This is a genomic window from Enterobacter cloacae complex sp. P38RS (genome assembly GCF_014930775.1).
In the GTDB taxonomy this organism is placed as follows: domain Bacteria; phylum Pseudomonadota; class Gammaproteobacteria; order Enterobacterales; family Enterobacteriaceae; genus Enterobacter; species Enterobacter bugandensis.
In genome coordinates this window covers 445,473-462,871 of record NZ_JADBRS010000001.1, presented here as the reverse complement: position 1 = coordinate 462,871, position 17,399 = coordinate 445,473, and the positions used below count along the sequence as shown (strand labels likewise).

Below are 17,399 nucleotides of genomic sequence, written 5' to 3'. Positions count from 1 at the left end.
TCTTAAAAGTTTTATCACATTTTTTTCTTATAATCTCTGCTGAATTACAGGCAGAATTCGCCTGTCAAAAACCGCTGCGATCGCTAATGATAAGAGAGACGCGGTTTTCCATTCCCGCCAGTGGTACTGGCGTTCTTTTAAGGAAAGTTTCATTTATGGTCAATCTTCGCCAGCCCAGGGATGTTGCGCAAATTCTGCTGTCGGTGCTGTTCCTGGCCCTTATGATTATTGCGTGTCTGTGGATTGTTCAACCCTTTATTCTCGGCTTCGCCTGGGCTGCGACCGTTGTCGTCGCCACGTGGCCTTTGCTGCTGCGCTTGCAGAAACTGCTGTTTGGCCGCCGCGGGCTGGCCGTGCTGGTGATGACGCTGCTGCTGTTCCTGCTGTTTATTATTCCAATTGCGCTGCTGGTAAACAGCCTTGTCGACTCCAGCGGCCCGGTGATCCGCGCCGTGACAAGCGGCGACCTGACGCTGCCGGACCTCGGCTGGCTGAACAGCATTCCGGTCGTGGGCGCTAAACTTTACAGCGGCTGGCATAGCCTGCTGGAGATGGGCGGCAGCGCGCTGATGGCGAAAGTGCGTCCGTATATTGGCACCACCACCACCTGGTTTGTCGGTCAGGCCGCACATATCGGCCGCTTTATGATGCACTGTACCCTGATGCTGGTCTTCAGCGCCCTGCTTTACTGGCGCGGAGAGCAGGTAGCTTTAGGCGTTCGTCACTTTGCCACCCGCCTGGCGGGAAAACGGGGTGACGCCGCGGTGCTGCTGGCCGCGCAGGCCGTGCGCGCGGTCGCCCTGGGCGTCGTGGTGACGGCGCTGGTGCAGGCGGTGCTGGGCGGTATCGGCCTGGCGATTTCCGGCGTACCGTACGCCACCGTCTTTACCGTAGTCATGCTGATGACCTGCCTTGCGCAACTGGGGCCGCTGCTGGTACTGGTTCCGAGCATTATCTGGCTTTACTGGACGGGTGATACCACGTGGGGAACGGTTCTGCTGGTCTGGAGCTGCGTGGTTGGCACCATGGATAACGTGATTCGCCCCATCCTCATCCGCATGGGCGCAGACCTGCCGCTGATCCTGATCCTCTCCGGGGTTATCGGCGGGTTAATTGCTTTCGGGATGATCGGTCTGTTCATTGGCCCGGTGCTGCTTGCCGTTACCTGGCGTCTGTTCTCCGCCTGGGTTCATGAAGTGCCGCCGCCTGGTACCGACCCGGACGTGATTCTGAGCGAGCTGGAAGAGCTGGAAGAAAAGAATACCCATTAAGCCTTGCTGCCGGGTGGCGCTTACGCTTACCCGGCCTACATTATCCCGCACAATACTTTAACACCGCTAAAGTATTTATTCGTTGCACACTGGTCAGACCCGCCATTTCAGCACTAAGTCCGCTATTATTCTCAAGAAATCTTTACGTCTCTTTAACTATTGAGACGAATCTGATCGACGCTAAAAATTACAATGCCTACTATTAGCTCACGGTTATAAATCAACACCTTGATTTATAAGCATGGAAATCCCCTGAGTGAAACAACGAATTGCTGTGTGTAGTCTTTGCCCATCTCCCACGATGGGCTTTTTTTTATCCTGACTACGCGCGCTTAACCTCACAGGTACTGAGCATCCGCCACTCATCAGGCAGCACCCGCGTTTCCCCCGTCACATTGACCGTCACCGCCTGGTGGATATCCGCCGACGATGCGCCAATCTGCAGTTCAAACTCGCCCGGCTCAACGATGCGCTTGCCGTCACGGCGGGTGAAGTTGAACATCTCAACCGGCAGCATGAAGGTGAGCGTGGCGGTTTCGCCCGGCGAGAGCGTGACGCGCTGGAAGGCCTTAAGCTCCTGAAGCGGCCGCACCTGGGTGGCGACCTTGTCCCGCACGTAGACCTGCACCACCTCGCTGCCGCTGCGCTCGCCGGTATTGGTGATATCCACGCTCAGCGTCACCTCCCCGTCGACCGGCACGCTGCTTTCAGCGACGCGGGCAGTGCCCCAGCTAAACTGCGTCCAGCCGAGGCCGAAACCAAACGGGTAACGCGCACCGAAATGGAACGCGAACGGCGTGCCGCCGCTTTTCAGCTTGTGGTTATAGTAGAACGGCATCGCCCCGGCGCTTTTCGGCACGCTGACCACCAGCCGGCCCTGCGGCTCCGCGCGACCAGTTAACACATCGGCAATCGCCCAGCCCCCTTCCTGTCCCGGCGCCCAGGCCATCATCAGCGCGGCAATCTTCTCCTCCAGCCCCTGAAGGTTGTACGGACGCCCGCCGGTCATCACGACGATCACCGGTTTGCCCGTCGCCACCAGCGCCTCCAGCAGCTGTTGCTGCACGCCCGGCAAATTCAGGGAGTCAGTATCGGAGCCTTCCCCTACCGTGCCGCTCTGGAACAGCCCGGCGAGATCGCCCACGCAGGACACCACCACGTCACTCTCCTGTGCGGCGCTGACCGCCTCGGGGATAAGTGCGGTACTTTGCGACACCGGAGACTGCTGCATTGGCTTGCCGCCGCTGTCGCCCGGGAAGACCGGCGCGCCCGCCATCCGTTTTTCAATAATGTGGCACCCTTTCGCGTAGCGCACGTTCGATGCACCCAGGTACTGCTCCAGCGCCGCGCGCGGGGTCGTCACCTGCGAGGTCTCCTCAACCATATCGCTGATGATCAGATGCACCGGGAAGCTATACCCGCTGAGTAACGCCAGCGGATCGTCTGCCGTCGGCCCTACTACCGCCACGCGGGGTTTACCGTTCAGCGGCAGAATGCCGTTGTTTTCCAGCAGCGTGATCGATTTTGTCGCCACCTCCCGCGCCACCTGGCGGGTCATCTCATTTTGCAGATCGATGCCGTTTTCATCGGCATACGGGTTCTCAAACAGGCCGAGACGGAATTTTTCGGTCAGCGTACGCGCCACGATCTCATCGACTTTCGCCATGGAAATCAGCCCGCGCTCTACCGCTTCCGCCAGATGGCGTGCGCAGTCATCTTTCGGCAGCTCAACGTCCAGCCCGGCGTTAAACGCCAGCGCGGCGGACTCCGCTGCGTCGTGGGAAATCCCGTGGTGCTGGTGCAGCAGGCTGACTCCGCCGTAGTCCGCCACAATAATGCCGTCGAAGCCCCACTGTTCGCGCAGGACGGTGGTCAACAGGAGGCTGTCGCTGTGCCCCGGCTGGTTATCGATGTCGTGGTAGGCGGGCATGACCGAACCGGCATTTGCCAGCTTGACCGCCATTTCAAACGGCAGCAGGAAGGTGTCGTTCAGCTCGCTAAAGCCAAGATGCACCGGGGCGTGGTTGCGCGCCCCTTCGCTGAACGAGTGGCCCACGTAATGCTTGAGCGTCGCCAGCAGATCGCGCTTGTCGCCCTGTAACCCTTTCACCCAGGCGGTTGCCATCACGCCCACCAGCCAGGGATCTTCCCCGAAGGTCTCTTCGGTTCGCCCCCACCGGACGTCGCGGGAAACGTCCAGCACCGGGGCCAGCCCCTGCTGGCAACCGACGGAACGCGCCTCTTTACCGATCTGCTCTGCCGCGCGCTGCACCAGCTCCGGGTCCCAGGTCGAGCCGTAGTTGAGCGAGGACGGGAACAGCGTGGCGTCTTTGCACAGCAGCCCCACCAGGCACTCCTCGTGGAACAACGCCGGAATGCCAAGCCGCGTCTCTTCCATCATCATGCGCTGCAGGCGGTTAGCCGCGCGCACCCCAGTTTTCGCGTCAACGATGTGGGTGCCGAGCGGACGGGTGATCTGCCCGACGCCCAGTTTTAGCCGTTCGCACAGCGCCGCCTGCTGGCTGACGCCGGCGAATTCGTCGCTCAAATCGCTGCGCTCCCGGTGGTTGCCGTTTTCATCAAGGATCAGCCAGTAGGCGTGCATCTGGGCGAACTTCTCTTCCGGGGTCATGCGCGCCAGTAAATCAGCGACGCGCTCGTGCACGGGACGTCCCGCGTCCTTATAGATAGCAGTCATATTTTACTCCTGTAGTGCGGAAGGGGTTGCCGGGCTGAGCTGCCCCGCGTCGGGTCTTACCTCACGCTTGCTGGCCAGCTCCCGGGCGATGGAATCCACCAGCCGGCTGTTGAGCTTGTAGATGGAAAGCAGCGCCACCATGCAGAGGAACAGCGCGCACGGAATAAGGGTGAACAGGGCGTTGATGGTGGAGAGCACGTGCGGCGCCTGGGCTGCCTGGCCCGGGGCGTAATCCACCATGCCGAGCACCCAGCCGACCACCGCCCCGCCCAGCGCAAGGCCAAACTTGATGGCGAACAGCGCGGTAGAGAAGACCAGCCCGTCCAGACGGCGGCCGCTACGATGCTCTTCGTAGTCGACCACATCAGAGAACATGGTCCACTGGAGCGGCGTGGTGAGGTTTTGAATAAAGCTAAAGACGATGTTAAGGCCAAAGATTAGCCACACCTGCGAAGGCGGCAGGAAGAAAATCAGCGCGCCGAAAATGACGAAGGACATTATCGTCCACTGATAGGCGCGTACGCGGTCAAATTTCCCCAGCAGGCGTTCAGATAATAACGCGCCGCTTAACGAGGCCACCATGCCAGAAACAATAAAGGCAAAAACCAGCTCCGGGCGCAACAGTACATAGTTGACGTAATACATGGTGGCAGAGCCGCGCGTCACCACCGCCGTTAACAGCAAAATATTAAACACAAACACAATGCGCCACTGGCTGTTACCGGCCAGCAGTTTTAAATCGGTGAGCATGGAGCCGGAGGTATCATTGCGCGGGGAATAACGCTCGCGGGTCATCAGGAAACAGCAAAAGAACAGCACAATTCCCAGCAGCCCCATCAGGCTCATGGCAAAGAAATAGCCTTTCTGCACGTTGCCCTGGCCCAACAATGAGACCAGCGGCAGAGCGATAACCGTTACGATCAACCCGCCAATAAATGACAGGCCAAAACGCCAGGACTGCAGGGAGTGACGCTCGCGCGGATCCAGCGTCAGCGCGCCCGGCATGGCGCAGTAAGGCACGTTAATGGCGGAGTAAATCAGACTTAAAATCGCGTAGGTCGCGCAGGCATAAACAATTTTTGCCGTCGGCCCGACGTCCGGTACGTAGAAGGTAATAAGGCAGCTTACGCCAAAGGGAATAGCAAACCACAGCAGCCAGGGCCGGAAACGGCCGTGACGCGTCTGCGTGCGGTCAACCAGCGCGCCAATACACGGGTCGACAAACGCATCAACCACGCGCACCACTAAAAACATGGTACCCATGATCGCGGCAGGCAAACCAAAAACGTCGGTATAGAAATAAGCAAGAAATAATGTGGCCGTTTGCCAGACCAGCGCGCTGGCCATATCACCTAAGCCATAACCTATTTTATCTTTGGTACGCAATACAGAGGAGAGTGTCATTGTTATTTGCCTTTTTATCAGGTTAAAACGTATTTCAACCAGTTGCGCATCATCTAAAGGGAAATGCGCAGTAAGGCTCAAGTATTAGCAACGCGTTGCGCACTAACAATTGTCTTAATTAACAGACAAATTATGATATTTGGTTTTTTAGATTATTTGTGATGGGGAGCAAATTAGAGGTGAAATAAAAAAGGCGAGGAATAAAATCCTCGCCTTTTTGCGATCGTGTTGCCGTTACTTGTTCAGTTCCGCCAGGCTCAGCCAGGTTTGCACTACCGTGTCCGGGTTCAGGGAGAGGCTGTCAATCCCCTCTTCCATCAGCCAGGCGGCAAAGTCTTCATGGTCGGATGGTCCCTGACCGCAAATCCCGACGTATTTACCCTGCTTCTTCGCCGCGCGGATGGACATGGAAAGCAGCGCTTTCACCGCCTCGTTACGCTCGTCGAACAGCTCGGAAACCACGCCGGAGTCGCGGTCCAGGCCCAGCGTCAGCTGAGTCATGTCGTTCGAGCCGATAGAGAAGCCGTCGAAGTGCTCCAGGAACTGCTCGGCCAGCAGGGCGTTGGACGGGATCTCACACATCATGATGATCTTCAGCCCGTTTTCGCCGCGCTTCAGGCCCTGACGCGCCAGCTCGTCCACCACCGCTTTCGCCTGATCCACGGTACGAACGAACGGGATCATGATTTCGACGTTGGTCAGCCCCATGTCGTTGCGCACGCGTTTCACCGCCTCGCACTCCAGCGCGAAGCAGTCGCGGAAGCTGTCGGACACGTAGCGTCCGGCCCCGCGGAAGCCCAGCATCGGGTTCTCTTCTTCCGGCTCGTAGCGTTCGCCGCCCACAAGGTTAGCGTATTCGTTAGACTTAAAGTCAGACAGACGCACGATCACGCGTTTCGGGTAGAACGCTGCACCCAGCGTGGCGATCCCTTCGGTCAGACGGCCGACGTAAAACTCTTTCGGCGAGTCGTAACCTTTCATCATCTCGCGGATTTCGTTCTGCAGCTTCGCGTCCTGGTCGTCAAACTCCAGCAGCGCGCGCGGGTGAACGCCGATCATGCGGTTAATGATGAATTCCAGACGCGCCAGACCAACGCCTTCGTTCGGCAGACAGGCGAAGTCAAACGCGCGGTCCGGGTTACCCACGTTCATCATGATCTTCAGCGGCAGATCCGGCATGGTATCCACGCTGGAGCTCTTCACGCTGAAGTCAAGGATATCGGCGTAGACGTAGCCGGTGTCGCCTTCGGCACAGGAGACGGTCACGTTCTGCCCGTCCTTCATGCGCTCGGTGGCGTCACCGCAGCCGACAACCGCCGGGATCCCCAGCTCGCGGGCAATGATCGCCGCGTGGCAGGTACGGCCGCCGCGGTTGGTGACGATGGCCGACGCTTTCTTCATGATCGGTTCCCAGTCCGGGTCGGTCATGTCGGTCACCAGCACGTCGCCTGGCTCAATACGGTTCATCTCGCTGATGTCGTGGATCACTTTGACCGGACCGGCACCGATGCGGTGACCGATGGCGCGGCCTTCCGCCACGATTTTACCCTGCGCGTGCAGCGTATAACGCTCCATCACCTGGCCGCGAGAGCGAACGGTTTCCGGGCGCGCCTGAACGATAAACAGCTTGCCGGTGTTCCCGTCTTTCGCCCATTCGATATCCATCGGACGGCCATAGTGTTTCTCAATCTGCACCGCCTGCTTCGCCAGCTCCTGCACTTCGGCGTCGGTCAGGGAGAAGCGGTCGCGCTGCTCCTGCGGCACATCTTCAATCTTAACCTGCTTGCCATGCTCCTGGGTTGGGGCATAAATCATGCGGATTTTTTTCGAGCCCATGGTGCGGCGCACCACCGCCGGACGGCCCGCGGCAAGCGTAGGCTTGTGTACGTAGAATTCGTCAGGGTTCACCGCGCCCTGCACGACCATCTCACCCAGGCCCCACGCGGAGGTGATGAACACCACCTGGTCGAAGCCGGATTCGGTATCAATGGAGAACATCACGCCGGAGGAACCCACGTCCGAGCGCACCATGCGCTGCACGCCCGCGGAGAGCGCCACGCCGCGATGGTCATAGCCCTGGTGCACGCGATAGGAGATGGCGCGGTCGTTGAACAGGGAAGCAAATACGTGCTTCACCGCCACCAGCACCGCATCGTAGCCCTGAACGTTCAGGAAGGTTTCCTGCTGTCCGGCAAACGACGCGTCCGGCATGTCTTCTGCGGTCGCGGAAGAACGTACGGCAAAGGAGGCCTGCGCGTCGTCAGCGGAGAGCTGGTTGTACGCGTCATGGATAGCTTTTTCCAGTTCCGGCTGGAAAGGTGTGTCGATGATCCACTGGCGGATCTGCGCCCCGGCTTTGGCAAGCTCGGTGACGTCATCAATATCCGTTTTATCCAGCAGGTCGTAAATGCGCTGGTTTACACCGCTCTGGTCTAAAAACAGGTTAAACGCGTCGGCGGTCGTGGCAAACCCGTTTGGTACGGAGACACCCATACCGGACAGATTTGTAATCATTTCACCCAGGGAGGCATTTTTGCCCCCAACTCTGTCTACATCATTCATGCCGAGTTGGTTATACCAAAGCACCAGCGGTGACGAGCCATTGTTGGACATCGAAACAATCCTTTTGTGATATTTGATCGGAGTAAGTAACACCTGACTACGTATTTATACTGGCATAATTATTTGCGCTAAAAAAACGGTGAATCGTGTAAGCAATTTAAATTTTCAACTTTTCGGATAGTTTCCCACCAGTCAATAAGCTGATGATTCCTCTATATTCAGCCAGAAACCACAAAAATAAAGTCGCTATTTGAAAAATGAAATCCGCTTTTCAGGAAAATCAAAAACATCATTTCATTTTAAATTCAGATAACTTCTTTGCTGTGCAATTAACTTTTTTAATTTATGCTTTCAGACAATTAGGTATGATATTCAGGGTGGGTAAAATGGATAATGCTGTCGATCGTCACGTTTTTTATATTTCTGATGGTACGGCGATCACCGCCGAGGTGCTGGGCCACGCGGTGATGTCGCAATTCCCCGTTTCGATTAACAGCATCACGCTGCCGTTTGTGGAAAATGAGAGCCGTGCCAAAGCGGTGAAAGACCAGATTGACGCCATCTTCCAGCAGACCGGCGTGCGCCCGCTGGTGTTCTACTCCATCGTTATTCCAGAGATTCGCCACATCATTCTGCAAAGTGAAGGCTTTTGCCAGGATATCGTGCAGGCGCTGGTGGCCCCGCTCCAGAGCGAACTGAAGCTTGACCCGACGCCTATCGCGCACCGCACCCACGGGCTGAACCCCGGCAACCTGACCAAATATGACGCGCGTATTGCCGCCATCGACTACACCCTGGCGCACGACGACGGGATCTCGCTGCGCAACCTCGACCAGGCGCAGGTGATTTTGCTCGGCGTGTCGCGCTGCGGCAAAACGCCGACCAGCCTCTATCTGGCGATGCAGTTCGGCATCCGCGCCGCAAACTACCCCTTTATTGCCGACGATATGGATAACCTGGTGCTGCCCGCTGCGCTCAAGCCGCTGCAGCACAAGCTGTTTGGCCTGACGATTAACCCGGAACGTCTCGCGGCGATCCGCGAAGAGCGCCGCGAGAACAGCCGCTACGCCTCGATGCGCCAGTGCCGCATGGAGGTTTCCGAAGTGGAAGCGCTGTACCGCAAAAACCAGATCCCGTGGCTGAACAGCACGAACTATTCGGTAGAAGAAATTGCCACCAAAATTCTCGACATCATGGGGCTTAACCGCCGCATGTACTAACAAGCTAGTACATTAGCTCAGATTCATGTATCATCCTTTTCAACAGCGGGGCGGTGTCGCCCCGAACTTGAAATCAGCAGGGATTGGTTTAATGTGATGCCCATCACTTCCCGGTAGTCTGCCGATGAAGCAAAAATTTTCTGAGACAAGTCATGAATAAAACCGATGAACTCCGCACGGCGCGCATAGACAGTCTGGTCACCCCGGCTGAACTGGCCGAGCGGCACCCCGTTTCCGCCGCGGTCGCGGAACATGTGACGGCCTCCCGCCGCCGCATTGAAAAAATCCTCAATGGTGAAGACAAGCGTCTTCTGGTGGTGATTGGGCCCTGCTCCATCCACGATCTGGATGCAGCGATGGATTATGCAAAACGGCTTCAGGGGCTGCGGGAAAAATACCAGCATCGCCTTGAGATTGTGATGCGCACCTACTTTGAAAAACCGCGTACCGTGGTGGGCTGGAAAGGGCTGATTTCCGACCCTGACCTTAACGGCAGCTATCGCGTAAACCACGGCATCGAGCTGGCGCGCAAGCTGCTGTTGCAGGTCAACGAGCTGGGCGTGCCGACGGCCACCGAGTTTCTCGACATGGTGACCGGGCAGTTTATCGCCGATCTGATCAGCTGGGGCGCGATTGGCGCGCGCACTACCGAAAGCCAAATCCACCGCGAGATGGCCTCAGCCCTCTCCTGTCCGGTCGGCTTCAAAAACGGGACCGACGGCAACACCCGGATTGCGGTCGATGCGATCCGCGCCTCGCGTGCCAGCCATATGTTCCTGTCGCCGGACAAGAACGGCCATATGACCATCTACCAGACCAGCGGTAACCCGTATGGGCATATCATTATGCGCGGCGGGAAGAAGCCTAATTACCATGCACAAGACATCGCTGCCGCCTGTGAAACGCTGGCCGAATTCGACCTGCCGGAACATCTGGTGGTGGATTTCAGCCACGGCAACTGCCAGAAGCAGCATCGCCGCCAGCTGGACGTCTGCGATGAGGTCTGTCAGCAGATCCGCAGCGGCTCGACCGCCGTTGCCGGGATCATGGCCGAAAGCTTTATCAAAGAAGGCACGCAGAAAATCGTTGCCGGCCAGCAGATGGTATACGGCCAGTCGATCACCGACCCGTGCCTGAGCTGGGAAGACAGCGAGCTGCTGCTGGAGAAGCTGGCAGCTGCGGTTGATTCTCGCTTCTGATGTTATTGTCGGGTGGCGCTGCGCTTACCCGACCTACGGTTCGCGCCCTTCTTCCTCTCCCGGTGGGAGAGGGTTGGGGTGAGGGCATCAGGCCGCATCTCCTTCCCCTGAATTTGATCCCGTCACACAATTTTCACAAAAACGCTTGCCGTGAATTTGCAGTTTATTGATAATGATTATCATTGTTACATTGATTGTTATTTATAAACATTATGTCACCGACCGATAACAGCGCGGCAACGCCAGTAAAAACACACACAGCGCCATCCCCTGCTTCCACCGATCGCCGCATCGACAGCAAAAGCCTGTTGGGTGAGGAAGGCCGGGTGATTATTGAGCATGACGGCCAGCAGTATCTGCTGCGCCAGACGAATGCCGGAAAACTGATCCTCACAAAATAAACCAAAACTTTCGCCAGCCACCCAGGTGATCCCCAGGCAGCCAGCGCTTTCGATACTTTATGGAGAGTTGCTATGCTACACCTGCATACCGAACGTTTACGCCCGTCCCTTCTGGCGCTGGCGATTGTCAGCACCCTGCCTGGCGCCGCGTTTGCTGCCGCAGATGAAATAACCGTCACCGCCACAGGCAACGCCCGTAGCGCCTTCGAAGCCCCGATGATGGTGAGCGTGGTTGACGCCACCGCCCCGGAAAAACAGACCGCCAGCTCTGCCGCCGACCTGCTGCGCAACGTGCCCGGTCTGACGCTGGACGGCACCGGCCGCACCAACGGTCAGGACGTTAACCTGCGCGGCTATGACCGCCGCGGCGTTCTGGTGCTGGTCGACGGCGTGCGCCAGGGTACCGACACCGGGCACCTCAACAGCACGTTCCTCGATCCGGCGCTGATTAAACGTATTGAAGTGGTGCGCGGTCCGTCTGCGCTGCTCTACGGCAGCGGCGCGCTGGGTGGCGTCATCTCCTATGACACCGTTGACGCCAAAGATCTGCTGGAACCGGGCAAAAACAGCGGTTATCGCGTGTTTGGTACCGGCGCAACGGGGGACCACAGCCTCGGCCTGGGGGCCAGCGCCTATGGCCGTACCGATACCCTGGACGGCCTGGTATCGTGGTCCAGCCGCGACCGCGGCGATATCCGCCAGAGCGACGGTGCGACGGCGCCGAACGACGAATCCATCAATAACATGCTGGCGAAAGGCAGCTGGAAAATCGACCAGGCCCAGACCCTGAGCGGCGCCCTGCGCTACTACAACAATGCCGCGCAGGAGCCGAAAAACCCGCAAACCTCTGATGCCAATAGCAGCAACCCGATGACCGACCGCTCCACCATCCAGCGCGATGCGCAGGTTGGCTACCACATTGCGCCGGAAGGATACGACTGGCTGAACGCCGATGCGAAGGTTTACTGGTCCGAAGCGCGCATTAATGCCCAGAACATCGACAGCACCGGCGAGTTCCGCAAGCAGACCACCAAAGGCGGCAAGGTGGAAAACCGTACCCGCCTGTTCAGCGACTCTTTTGCCTCTCACCTGCTGACCTACGGCGGAGAATATTATCGTCAGGAGCAGCGTCCGGGCGGGGCCACGACCGGCTTCCCGGAGGCGAAAATCGACTTCAGCTCCGGCTGGCTGCAGGATGAAATCACCCTGCGCGATCTGCCGATCACCTTGCTGGGCGGCACGCGGTATGACAACTACCGCGGCAGCAGCAATGGCTACGATGACGTCAACGCCGATAAATGGTCCTCCCGCGCCGGGTTAACCGTCAGCCCCACCGACTGGCTGATGCTGTTTGGCTCTTACGCGCAGGCGTTCCGCGCGCCGACCATGGGCGAAATGTACAACGACGCCAAACACTTCTCCATTGGCCGCTTCTACACCAACTACTGGGTGCCGAACCCGAACCTGCGCCCGGAAACCAACGAAACGCAGGAGTTTGGTTTTGGCCTGCGCTTTGACGATCTGATGCTTGCCAACGATGCGCTGGAGTTTAAAGCCAGCTATTTCGATACCAAAGCCAAAGACTATATCTCCACAACCGTCGATTTTGCCGCCGCGACCACCATGTCGTACAACGTACCCGACGCCAAAATCTGGGGCTGGGACATGATGGCAAAATACTCGGCCGATCTGTTTAGCCTCGACGTGGCCTATAACCGCACCCGCGGGAAAGATACCGATACCGGGGAGTACATCTCCAGCATCAACCCGGACACCGTCACCAGCAAGCTGGACGTTCCGGTGGCGCAAAGCGGTTTCTCCGTGGGCTGGATCGGCACCTTTGCCGATCGCTCAACCCACGTCAGCAGCAGCTACAGCAAGCAGCCGGGCTATGCGGTTAACGATTTCTACGTCAGCTATAAGGGCCGGGAGCAGCTCAAGGGCGTCACCACCACGCTGGTGCTCGGCAACGCCTTCGATAAGGAGTACTGGTCTCCGCAGGGTATTCCGCAGGACGGTCGTAACGGCAAGATTTTCGTAAGCTATCAGTGGTAATTCCCTTCGGGGCCACTCTTCAGAAGGATAAGACAATGCATCACTACGCACGCTGGCTTGAGCTAAAAGAAGAAAATCCGGGTAAGTATGCGCGAGACATCGCAGGGTTAATGAACATCAGCGAAGCGGAGCTGACCTTTTCCCGCGTGGGCCATGACGCCTGGCGACTGCGCGGCGAAATCCGCGATATTCTGGGCGCGCTGGAAGCCGTGGGTGAAACCAAGTGCATCTGCCGCAACGAGTATGCCGTTCACGAGCAGGTGGGCAGCTTCACCAACCAGCACCTGAACGGCCACGCCGGGCTGGTGCTGAACCCGCGCGCGCTGGATCTGCGCCTGTTCCTCAACCAGTGGGCGAGCGCGTTTCACCTCAGCGAAACCACCGCCCGCGGCGAGCGACAGAGCATTCAGTTCTTCGATCGTCAGGGCGATGCGGTGCTGAAGGTCTACACCACGGACAACACCGACCTCGCCGCCTGGGGCGACGTGCTGACCCGCTTTATCTTTGCCGATAACCCGCCGCTTGAGCTGAGCGCTGGGGATGTCCCGGCTCACGCCGAAAACGCGGATGCCGCTCTCGTGGACAAGGAGTGGCGCGCCATGACCGACGTGCATCAGTTCTTCAGCCTGCTCAAGCGCCACAATCTCAGCCGTCAGCAGGCGTTTCGCCTGGTGGGCGACGACCTGGCCTGTAAGGTGGAGAACAGCGCGCTGGCACAGCTGCTGGAAGCGGCACGCCGGGACGGCAACGAAATCATGGTCTTCGTCGGCAACCGCGGCTGCGTGCAGATCTTCACCGGCGCGGTGGAAAAAGTCGTGCCGATGAAAGGCTGGCTGAACGTCTTTAACCCTGCCTTTACCCTGCATCTGCTGGAGGAGACGATCGCAGAGAGCTGGGTGACGCGCAAGCCCACGGCTGGCGGCCACGTCACCAGCCTGGAGCTGTTTGCCGCCGACGGGACGCAAATCGCCCAGCTTTACGGCCAGCGTACCGAAGGTGAGCCGGAGCAGAACCAGTGGCGCAGCCAGATTGACGCCCTGACGCCAAAAGGGCTGGCCGCATGAAAACGTGGTTAGCCCTGCTGAGCGCCCTGCCTCTGGTGGCGTTTGCCGCCGCGCAGGAGAAAATTGTCGCCCTTGGCGGCGACGTGACGGAGATTGTCTACGCGCTTGGCGCGCAGTCTTCGCTGGTCGCGCGCGACAGCACCAGCCAGTGGCCGCAGGCGGCAAACGATCTGCCTGACGTGGGATATTTACGCCAGCTTAACGCCGAAGGCATTTTGTCCATGCGCCCCACGCTGGTGCTGGCCAGCGACCAGGCGCAGCCGTCTCTGGCGTTGAAGCAGGTCGAACAAAGTCACGTCAGGGTAGTAACCGTTCCCGGCCGCAACGACCTGAGCGTCATTGACGAAAAGGTTCGGGTGATTGCCAACGCTACGCACCATGAAGCCGAGGGGGAAGCCCTGCGCCACACGCTGCGTCAGGCGCTGGCGGCCCTGCCCTCCGCGCCCCTCAACAAGCGGGTGCTGTTTATCCTCAACCACGGGGGAATGACCGCAATGGCCGCCGGGCAGCAGACCGGCGCAGACGCTGCCATCCGTGCAGCCGGGCTGCAGAACGCGATGCAGGGATTCACCCGCTATCAGCCGCTGTCTCAGGAAGGGGTCATTGCCAGCCAGCCCGATCTGGTGGTGATTTCGCAGGACGGCGTGAAAGCGCTGGGCGGCGAAGAAAACCTGTGGAAGCTGCCCGGTCTGGCGCAAACCCCGGCGGGACGGAACAGGCAGATGCTGGCGATTGATGATATGGCGCTGCTGGGCTTCAGCGTGCGAACGCCGGATGCCATCCAGCAGCTGCGCGCCAAAGCGGAGCAACTGCCCTGATGTCCCGGCGGATTGCCTTGTCGTTGTGGATGCTGGCCGCGATCCTGAGCATCATGACGCTCACCGCGACCGGGTTTGGGGCACTGCACCTGCCGGTCAGCCTGCTGTGGAGCGGCAGCGATGAGGCCATGCGTCAGATCTGGCTTACCATTCGCCTGCCCCGCGTACTGCTGGCGCTGGTGATTGGCGGAGCGCTGGCGCTGGCCGGCTGTGTGATGCAGGGGCTGTTCCGCAACCCGCTGGCAGACCCGGGTCTGCTGGGGATCAGCAGCGGCGCGGCGCTGGCGGTGGCGCTGTGGGTGGTCATTCCCGCCGCGTTACCTGCCCTGCTGATGCTGTATGCCCCGATGCTCGCGGCGTTCCTCGGCGCGCTGGCCGCAACCGTCATTATCTTCCTGCTCAGCCAGCAGCGTCACGGCTCCCTGTCCCGCCTGCTGCTGGTGGGGATCGCCATCAACGCCCTGTGCGGCGCTGCCGTCGGGGTGCTCTCATGGCTCAGCAACGATGCCCAGCTTCGCCAGCTTTCTCTCTGGGGAATGGGCAGCCTCGGGCAGGCGCAGTGGTCCACCCTGCTGGCGGTAACGTCGCTGATGGTGCCCGCAGTGCTGATTATCTGGCGGCTGGCCGCCCCGCTCAACCTGCTGCAGCTGGGCGATGAAGAGGCGCACTATCTCGGGGTGGATGTCGCGATGGTACAGCGGATCCTGCTGCTGTGCAGCGCCCTGCTGGTTGCCGCGGCGGTAGCCGTCAGCGGCGTGATCGGCTTTATTGGCCTTGTGGTGCCGCACCTGATGCGCATGTGGCTGGGGGCCGACCACCGGGCCGTCGTACCCGGCTCGGTGCTGGCCGGTGCGCTGCTGCTGCTGGTTGCCGACACGCTGGCGCGCACCCTGGTCTCTCCGGCGGAGATGCCCGTCGGGTTATTGACCAGCCTTCTCGGCGCGCCGTGGTTCCTGTGGCTTATCTTTCGTCGCGGAGGTACGCATGGCTGAACGCTATTGTGCAGAGAAGATTTTCTTTCACGCCGGGCAGCGGACGCTGATAGACGATGTGTCGCTTACCCTCTCTCAGGGTGAGCTGGTCGCCCTGATTGGCCCCAACGGTGCCGGGAAATCGACGTTATTGCGGCTGCTTACCGGCTATCTCAAGCCCGCAAGTGGACGCTGCACTCTGGCCGGAACGCCGCTTGCGGACTGGCCGCCGGATACCCTCGCGCGCTACCGGGCGGTGATGCGCCAGAATACTCAGCTCGGATTCGACTGGCCGGTGGACGCTGTGGTCGGTATGGGACGCGCGCCCTGGACTCGCTCCCCTGAAGCGTCGGTAGTTGAGGAAGTGATGGCGATAACGGGCTGTTTACCGCTGGCGGGCAGACGTTATTCGACGCTCTCCGGCGGCGAGCAGCAGCGGATCCAGCTCGCCCGCGCGCTGGCCCAGCTCTGGTGCGACGGAGCCCCGCGCGGCTGGCTGTTTCTTGATGAGCCCACCTCCGCGCTGGATCTCTACCACCAGCAGCATCTGCTGCGCCTAATGAAATCCCTGACCCGTCGGGGTCATCTCCACGTGTGCGTGGTGCTGCACGATCTCAATCTGGCGGCGCTGTGGGCGGATCGCATTCTGCTGTTGCACAACGGCAGGCTGGTCTCCAGTGGCACACCGGAGGACGTGCTGCAGGCCGGGACGCTGGCGCGCTGGTACGGCGCGCAGGTGCGCGTCGGCAGCCATCCGGATCACCCCGTACCGCAGGTATTTCTCGCCCCGTGAGCGGGCTGGTAAAAATCCTTCAGCGTTTCCAGCAGGGCATGCGCCGCTTTAGAGAGCTGCGTGTGCCCCGGATGGATTGCTCCGATGCACTTTTCAATGGGCGGATTATCCAGCGGTATACAGACCGCGCCCAGCGCCGTCATCTGCGCTTCGCAGAGCGCCGGTACGGCACTGCCGCCCAGCCCGCTGGCGACCATGCGACCTACCGTCACCAGCTGATGACTCTCCAGCGCCACGTCCAGCTTTCTGCCGCTTCGGGCCAGCTCCTCCTCCATCATCAGACGTACCGCCGATGGGCGCTGCAGGGTAATAAAATCCAGCGTCAGTAGCTCTTCCCAGGCCAGCCGCTTTTTGCCCGCGAGCGCGGAGTCCTTCGGCACAATGGCGACAAACCTGTCGAGCCCCAGCGGTGTAAACAGCAGGTTGTGCGTGGGGGCCGGCTCAAAGGCGATCCCCATCTCAACCCGCCCTTCCCGCACCATCTCAATCACCTGCTCGTTAATGACGTCATGCACGGTGACGTTGATCCCGGCGTGGCGATCGCGAAACGCCTTGAGCACCTCCGGTAAAACGTTGGCGGCAAATGACGGCATCGCCGCGACCGAGATTTTGCCGCGCTGCAGGGTAAAGCACTGGTGCATCGCCTCCTCCACATTATCCCAGTCGGCAAGCAGTTGCCGCGCCATCGGCAGAAACGTCTCCCCTTCCTGTGTGAGGGCAACCTTGCGCGTGCTCCGCTGCAGCAGCGGGCCGCCGAGCGCGTCTTCCAGACTCTTAATCGTCAGGCTCAGGGCCGGCTGGGAGAGATTTAAGCGTTCGCTGGCGTGCGCGAAATTGAGAGTGTGAGCTACCGCTAAAAACGCGCGTAACTGTTTGACACTCATTCTCATTTTTCATCCTGTTAACTAATTGAAAAGAATTAGTTAACAGGAAATTAATAAGA

General features: G+C 59.4%; 13 protein-coding genes and 1 other RNA gene. 10 read left to right on the top strand and 4 right to left on the bottom strand.

Annotated elements, in window-relative coordinates:
• Positions 1-155: 155 nt before the first annotated feature.
• Positions 156-1,271, top strand: a complete 1,116-nt coding sequence (gene ydiK / locus IM303_RS02250) for an AI-2E family transporter YdiK (protein WP_041910407.1) — start codon at positions 156-158, stop codon at positions 1,269-1,271.
• A 209-nt stretch (positions 1,272-1,480) separates the two neighbouring features.
• An RNA gene (rprA, locus tag IM303_RS02245) (antisense sRNA RprA) lies at positions 1,481-1,588 on the top strand.
• A 5-nt stretch (positions 1,589-1,593) separates the two neighbouring features.
• Here the strand turns inward: rprA and IM303_RS02240 are convergent.
• The 3 genes from IM303_RS02240 to ppsA all read right to left on the bottom strand — a co-directional run bounded on the left by IM303_RS02240 (position 1,594) and on the right by ppsA (position 7,986).
• Positions 1,594-3,969 (bottom strand): glycoside hydrolase family 3 N-terminal domain-containing protein, encoded by a 2,376-nt coding sequence (locus IM303_RS02240; protein WP_193359545.1) that lies wholly within the window; start codon positions 3,967-3,969, stop codon positions 1,594-1,596.
• A gap of 3 nt (positions 3,970-3,972) precedes the next feature.
• On the bottom strand, positions 3,973-5,373 hold the full coding sequence (locus IM303_RS02235) for an MFS transporter (RefSeq protein WP_045261569.1): 1,401 nt from the start codon (positions 5,371-5,373) through the stop codon (positions 3,973-3,975).
• A gap of 234 nt (positions 5,374-5,607) precedes the next feature.
• Positions 5,608-7,986, bottom strand: a complete 2,379-nt coding sequence (gene ppsA / locus IM303_RS02230; protein ID WP_028012836.1) for a phosphoenolpyruvate synthase — start codon at positions 7,984-7,986, stop codon at positions 5,608-5,610.
• 335 nt (positions 7,987-8,321) lie between these two features.
• Between ppsA and IM303_RS02225 the strand changes: the two genes are divergently transcribed.
• The 8 genes from IM303_RS02225 to IM303_RS02190 all read left to right on the top strand — a co-directional run bounded on the left by IM303_RS02225 (position 8,322) and on the right by IM303_RS02190 (position 16,456).
• Positions 8,322-9,155, top strand: a complete 834-nt coding sequence (locus IM303_RS02225) for a pyruvate, water dikinase regulatory protein (RefSeq protein WP_028012835.1) — start codon at positions 8,322-8,324, stop codon at positions 9,153-9,155.
• Positions 9,156-9,307: 152 nt separating this feature from the next.
• Positions 9,308-10,354, top strand: a complete 1,047-nt coding sequence (gene aroH, locus IM303_RS02220; RefSeq protein ID WP_028012834.1) for a 3-deoxy-7-phosphoheptulonate synthase AroH — start codon at positions 9,308-9,310, stop codon at positions 10,352-10,354.
• A 212-nt stretch (positions 10,355-10,566) separates the two neighbouring features.
• A complete protein-coding gene (hemP, locus tag IM303_RS02215; protein ID WP_028012833.1) occupies positions 10,567-10,755 on the top strand; it encodes a hemin uptake protein HemP in 189 nt (62 codons plus the stop codon).
• A 72-nt stretch (positions 10,756-10,827) separates the two neighbouring features.
• Positions 10,828-12,810, top strand: a complete 1,983-nt coding sequence (locus tag IM303_RS02210; protein WP_193359544.1) for a TonB-dependent hemoglobin/transferrin/lactoferrin family receptor — start codon at positions 10,828-10,830, stop codon at positions 12,808-12,810.
• A 35-nt stretch (positions 12,811-12,845) separates the two neighbouring features.
• Entirely contained in the window at positions 12,846-13,874 is a 1,029-nt protein-coding gene (locus tag IM303_RS02205) for a hemin-degrading factor (protein WP_193359543.1), read from the top strand.
• Positions 13,871-14,692 carry a hemin ABC transporter substrate-binding protein gene (locus tag IM303_RS02200; protein ID WP_193359542.1) on the top strand — a complete coding sequence of 274 codons (822 nt, stop codon included), beginning with the start codon at positions 13,871-13,873 and terminating at the stop codon, positions 14,690-14,692. Before IM303_RS02205 ends, IM303_RS02200 begins: the two co-directional genes overlap by 4 nt.
• Positions 14,692-15,684, top strand: coding sequence for an iron ABC transporter permease (locus tag IM303_RS02195; protein ID WP_045261574.1), 993 nt, complete (start codon positions 14,692-14,694; stop codon positions 15,682-15,684). Before IM303_RS02200 ends, IM303_RS02195 begins: the two co-directional genes overlap by 1 nt.
• Complete coding sequence (locus tag IM303_RS02190; RefSeq protein ID WP_193052882.1) at positions 15,677-16,456, top strand: heme ABC transporter ATP-binding protein; 780 nt, start codon at positions 15,677-15,679, stop codon at positions 16,454-16,456. Before IM303_RS02195 ends, IM303_RS02190 begins: the two co-directional genes overlap by 8 nt.
• Here IM303_RS02190 and IM303_RS02185 read toward each other — a convergent pair.
• Entirely contained in the window at positions 16,423-17,346 is a 924-nt protein-coding gene (locus tag IM303_RS02185; protein WP_032644866.1) for a LysR family transcriptional regulator, read from the bottom strand. The two genes, IM303_RS02190 and IM303_RS02185, sit on opposite strands and share 34 nt — an antisense overlap.
• Positions 17,347-17,399 lie beyond the last annotated feature (53 nt).

What these genes read in the sequence shown, in the direction of transcription:
- ydiK (WP_041910407.1), top strand. Translation starts at nt 156, where the DNA reads ATGGTCAATCTTCGCCAGCCCAGGGATGTTGCGCAAATTCTGCTGTCG.
- IM303_RS02240 (WP_193359545.1), bottom strand. Translation starts at nt 3,969, where the DNA reads ATGACTGCTATCTATAAGGACGCGGGACGTCCCGTGCACGAGCGCGTC.
- IM303_RS02235 (WP_045261569.1), bottom strand. Translation starts at nt 5,373, where the DNA reads ATGACACTCTCCTCTGTATTGCGTACCAAAGATAAAATAGGTTATGGC.
- ppsA (WP_028012836.1), bottom strand. Translation starts at nt 7,986, where the DNA reads ATGTCCAACAATGGCTCGTCACCGCTGGTGCTTTGGTATAACCAACTC.
- IM303_RS02225 (WP_028012835.1), top strand. Translation starts at nt 8,322, where the DNA reads ATGGATAATGCTGTCGATCGTCACGTTTTTTATATTTCTGATGGTACG.
- aroH (WP_028012834.1), top strand. Translation starts at nt 9,308, where the DNA reads ATGAATAAAACCGATGAACTCCGCACGGCGCGCATAGACAGTCTGGTC.
- hemP (WP_028012833.1), top strand. Translation starts at nt 10,567, where the DNA reads ATGTCACCGACCGATAACAGCGCGGCAACGCCAGTAAAAACACACACA.
- IM303_RS02210 (WP_193359544.1), top strand. Translation starts at nt 10,828, where the DNA reads ATGCTACACCTGCATACCGAACGTTTACGCCCGTCCCTTCTGGCGCTG.
- IM303_RS02205 (WP_193359543.1), top strand. Translation starts at nt 12,846, where the DNA reads ATGCATCACTACGCACGCTGGCTTGAGCTAAAAGAAGAAAATCCGGGT.
- IM303_RS02200 (WP_193359542.1), top strand. Translation starts at nt 13,871, where the DNA reads ATGAAAACGTGGTTAGCCCTGCTGAGCGCCCTGCCTCTGGTGGCGTTT.
- IM303_RS02195 (WP_045261574.1), top strand. Translation starts at nt 14,692, where the DNA reads ATGTCCCGGCGGATTGCCTTGTCGTTGTGGATGCTGGCCGCGATCCTG.
- IM303_RS02190 (WP_193052882.1), top strand. Translation starts at nt 15,677, where the DNA reads ATGGCTGAACGCTATTGTGCAGAGAAGATTTTCTTTCACGCCGGGCAG.
- IM303_RS02185 (WP_032644866.1), bottom strand. Translation starts at nt 17,346, where the DNA reads ATGAGAATGAGTGTCAAACAGTTACGCGCGTTTTTAGCGGTAGCTCAC.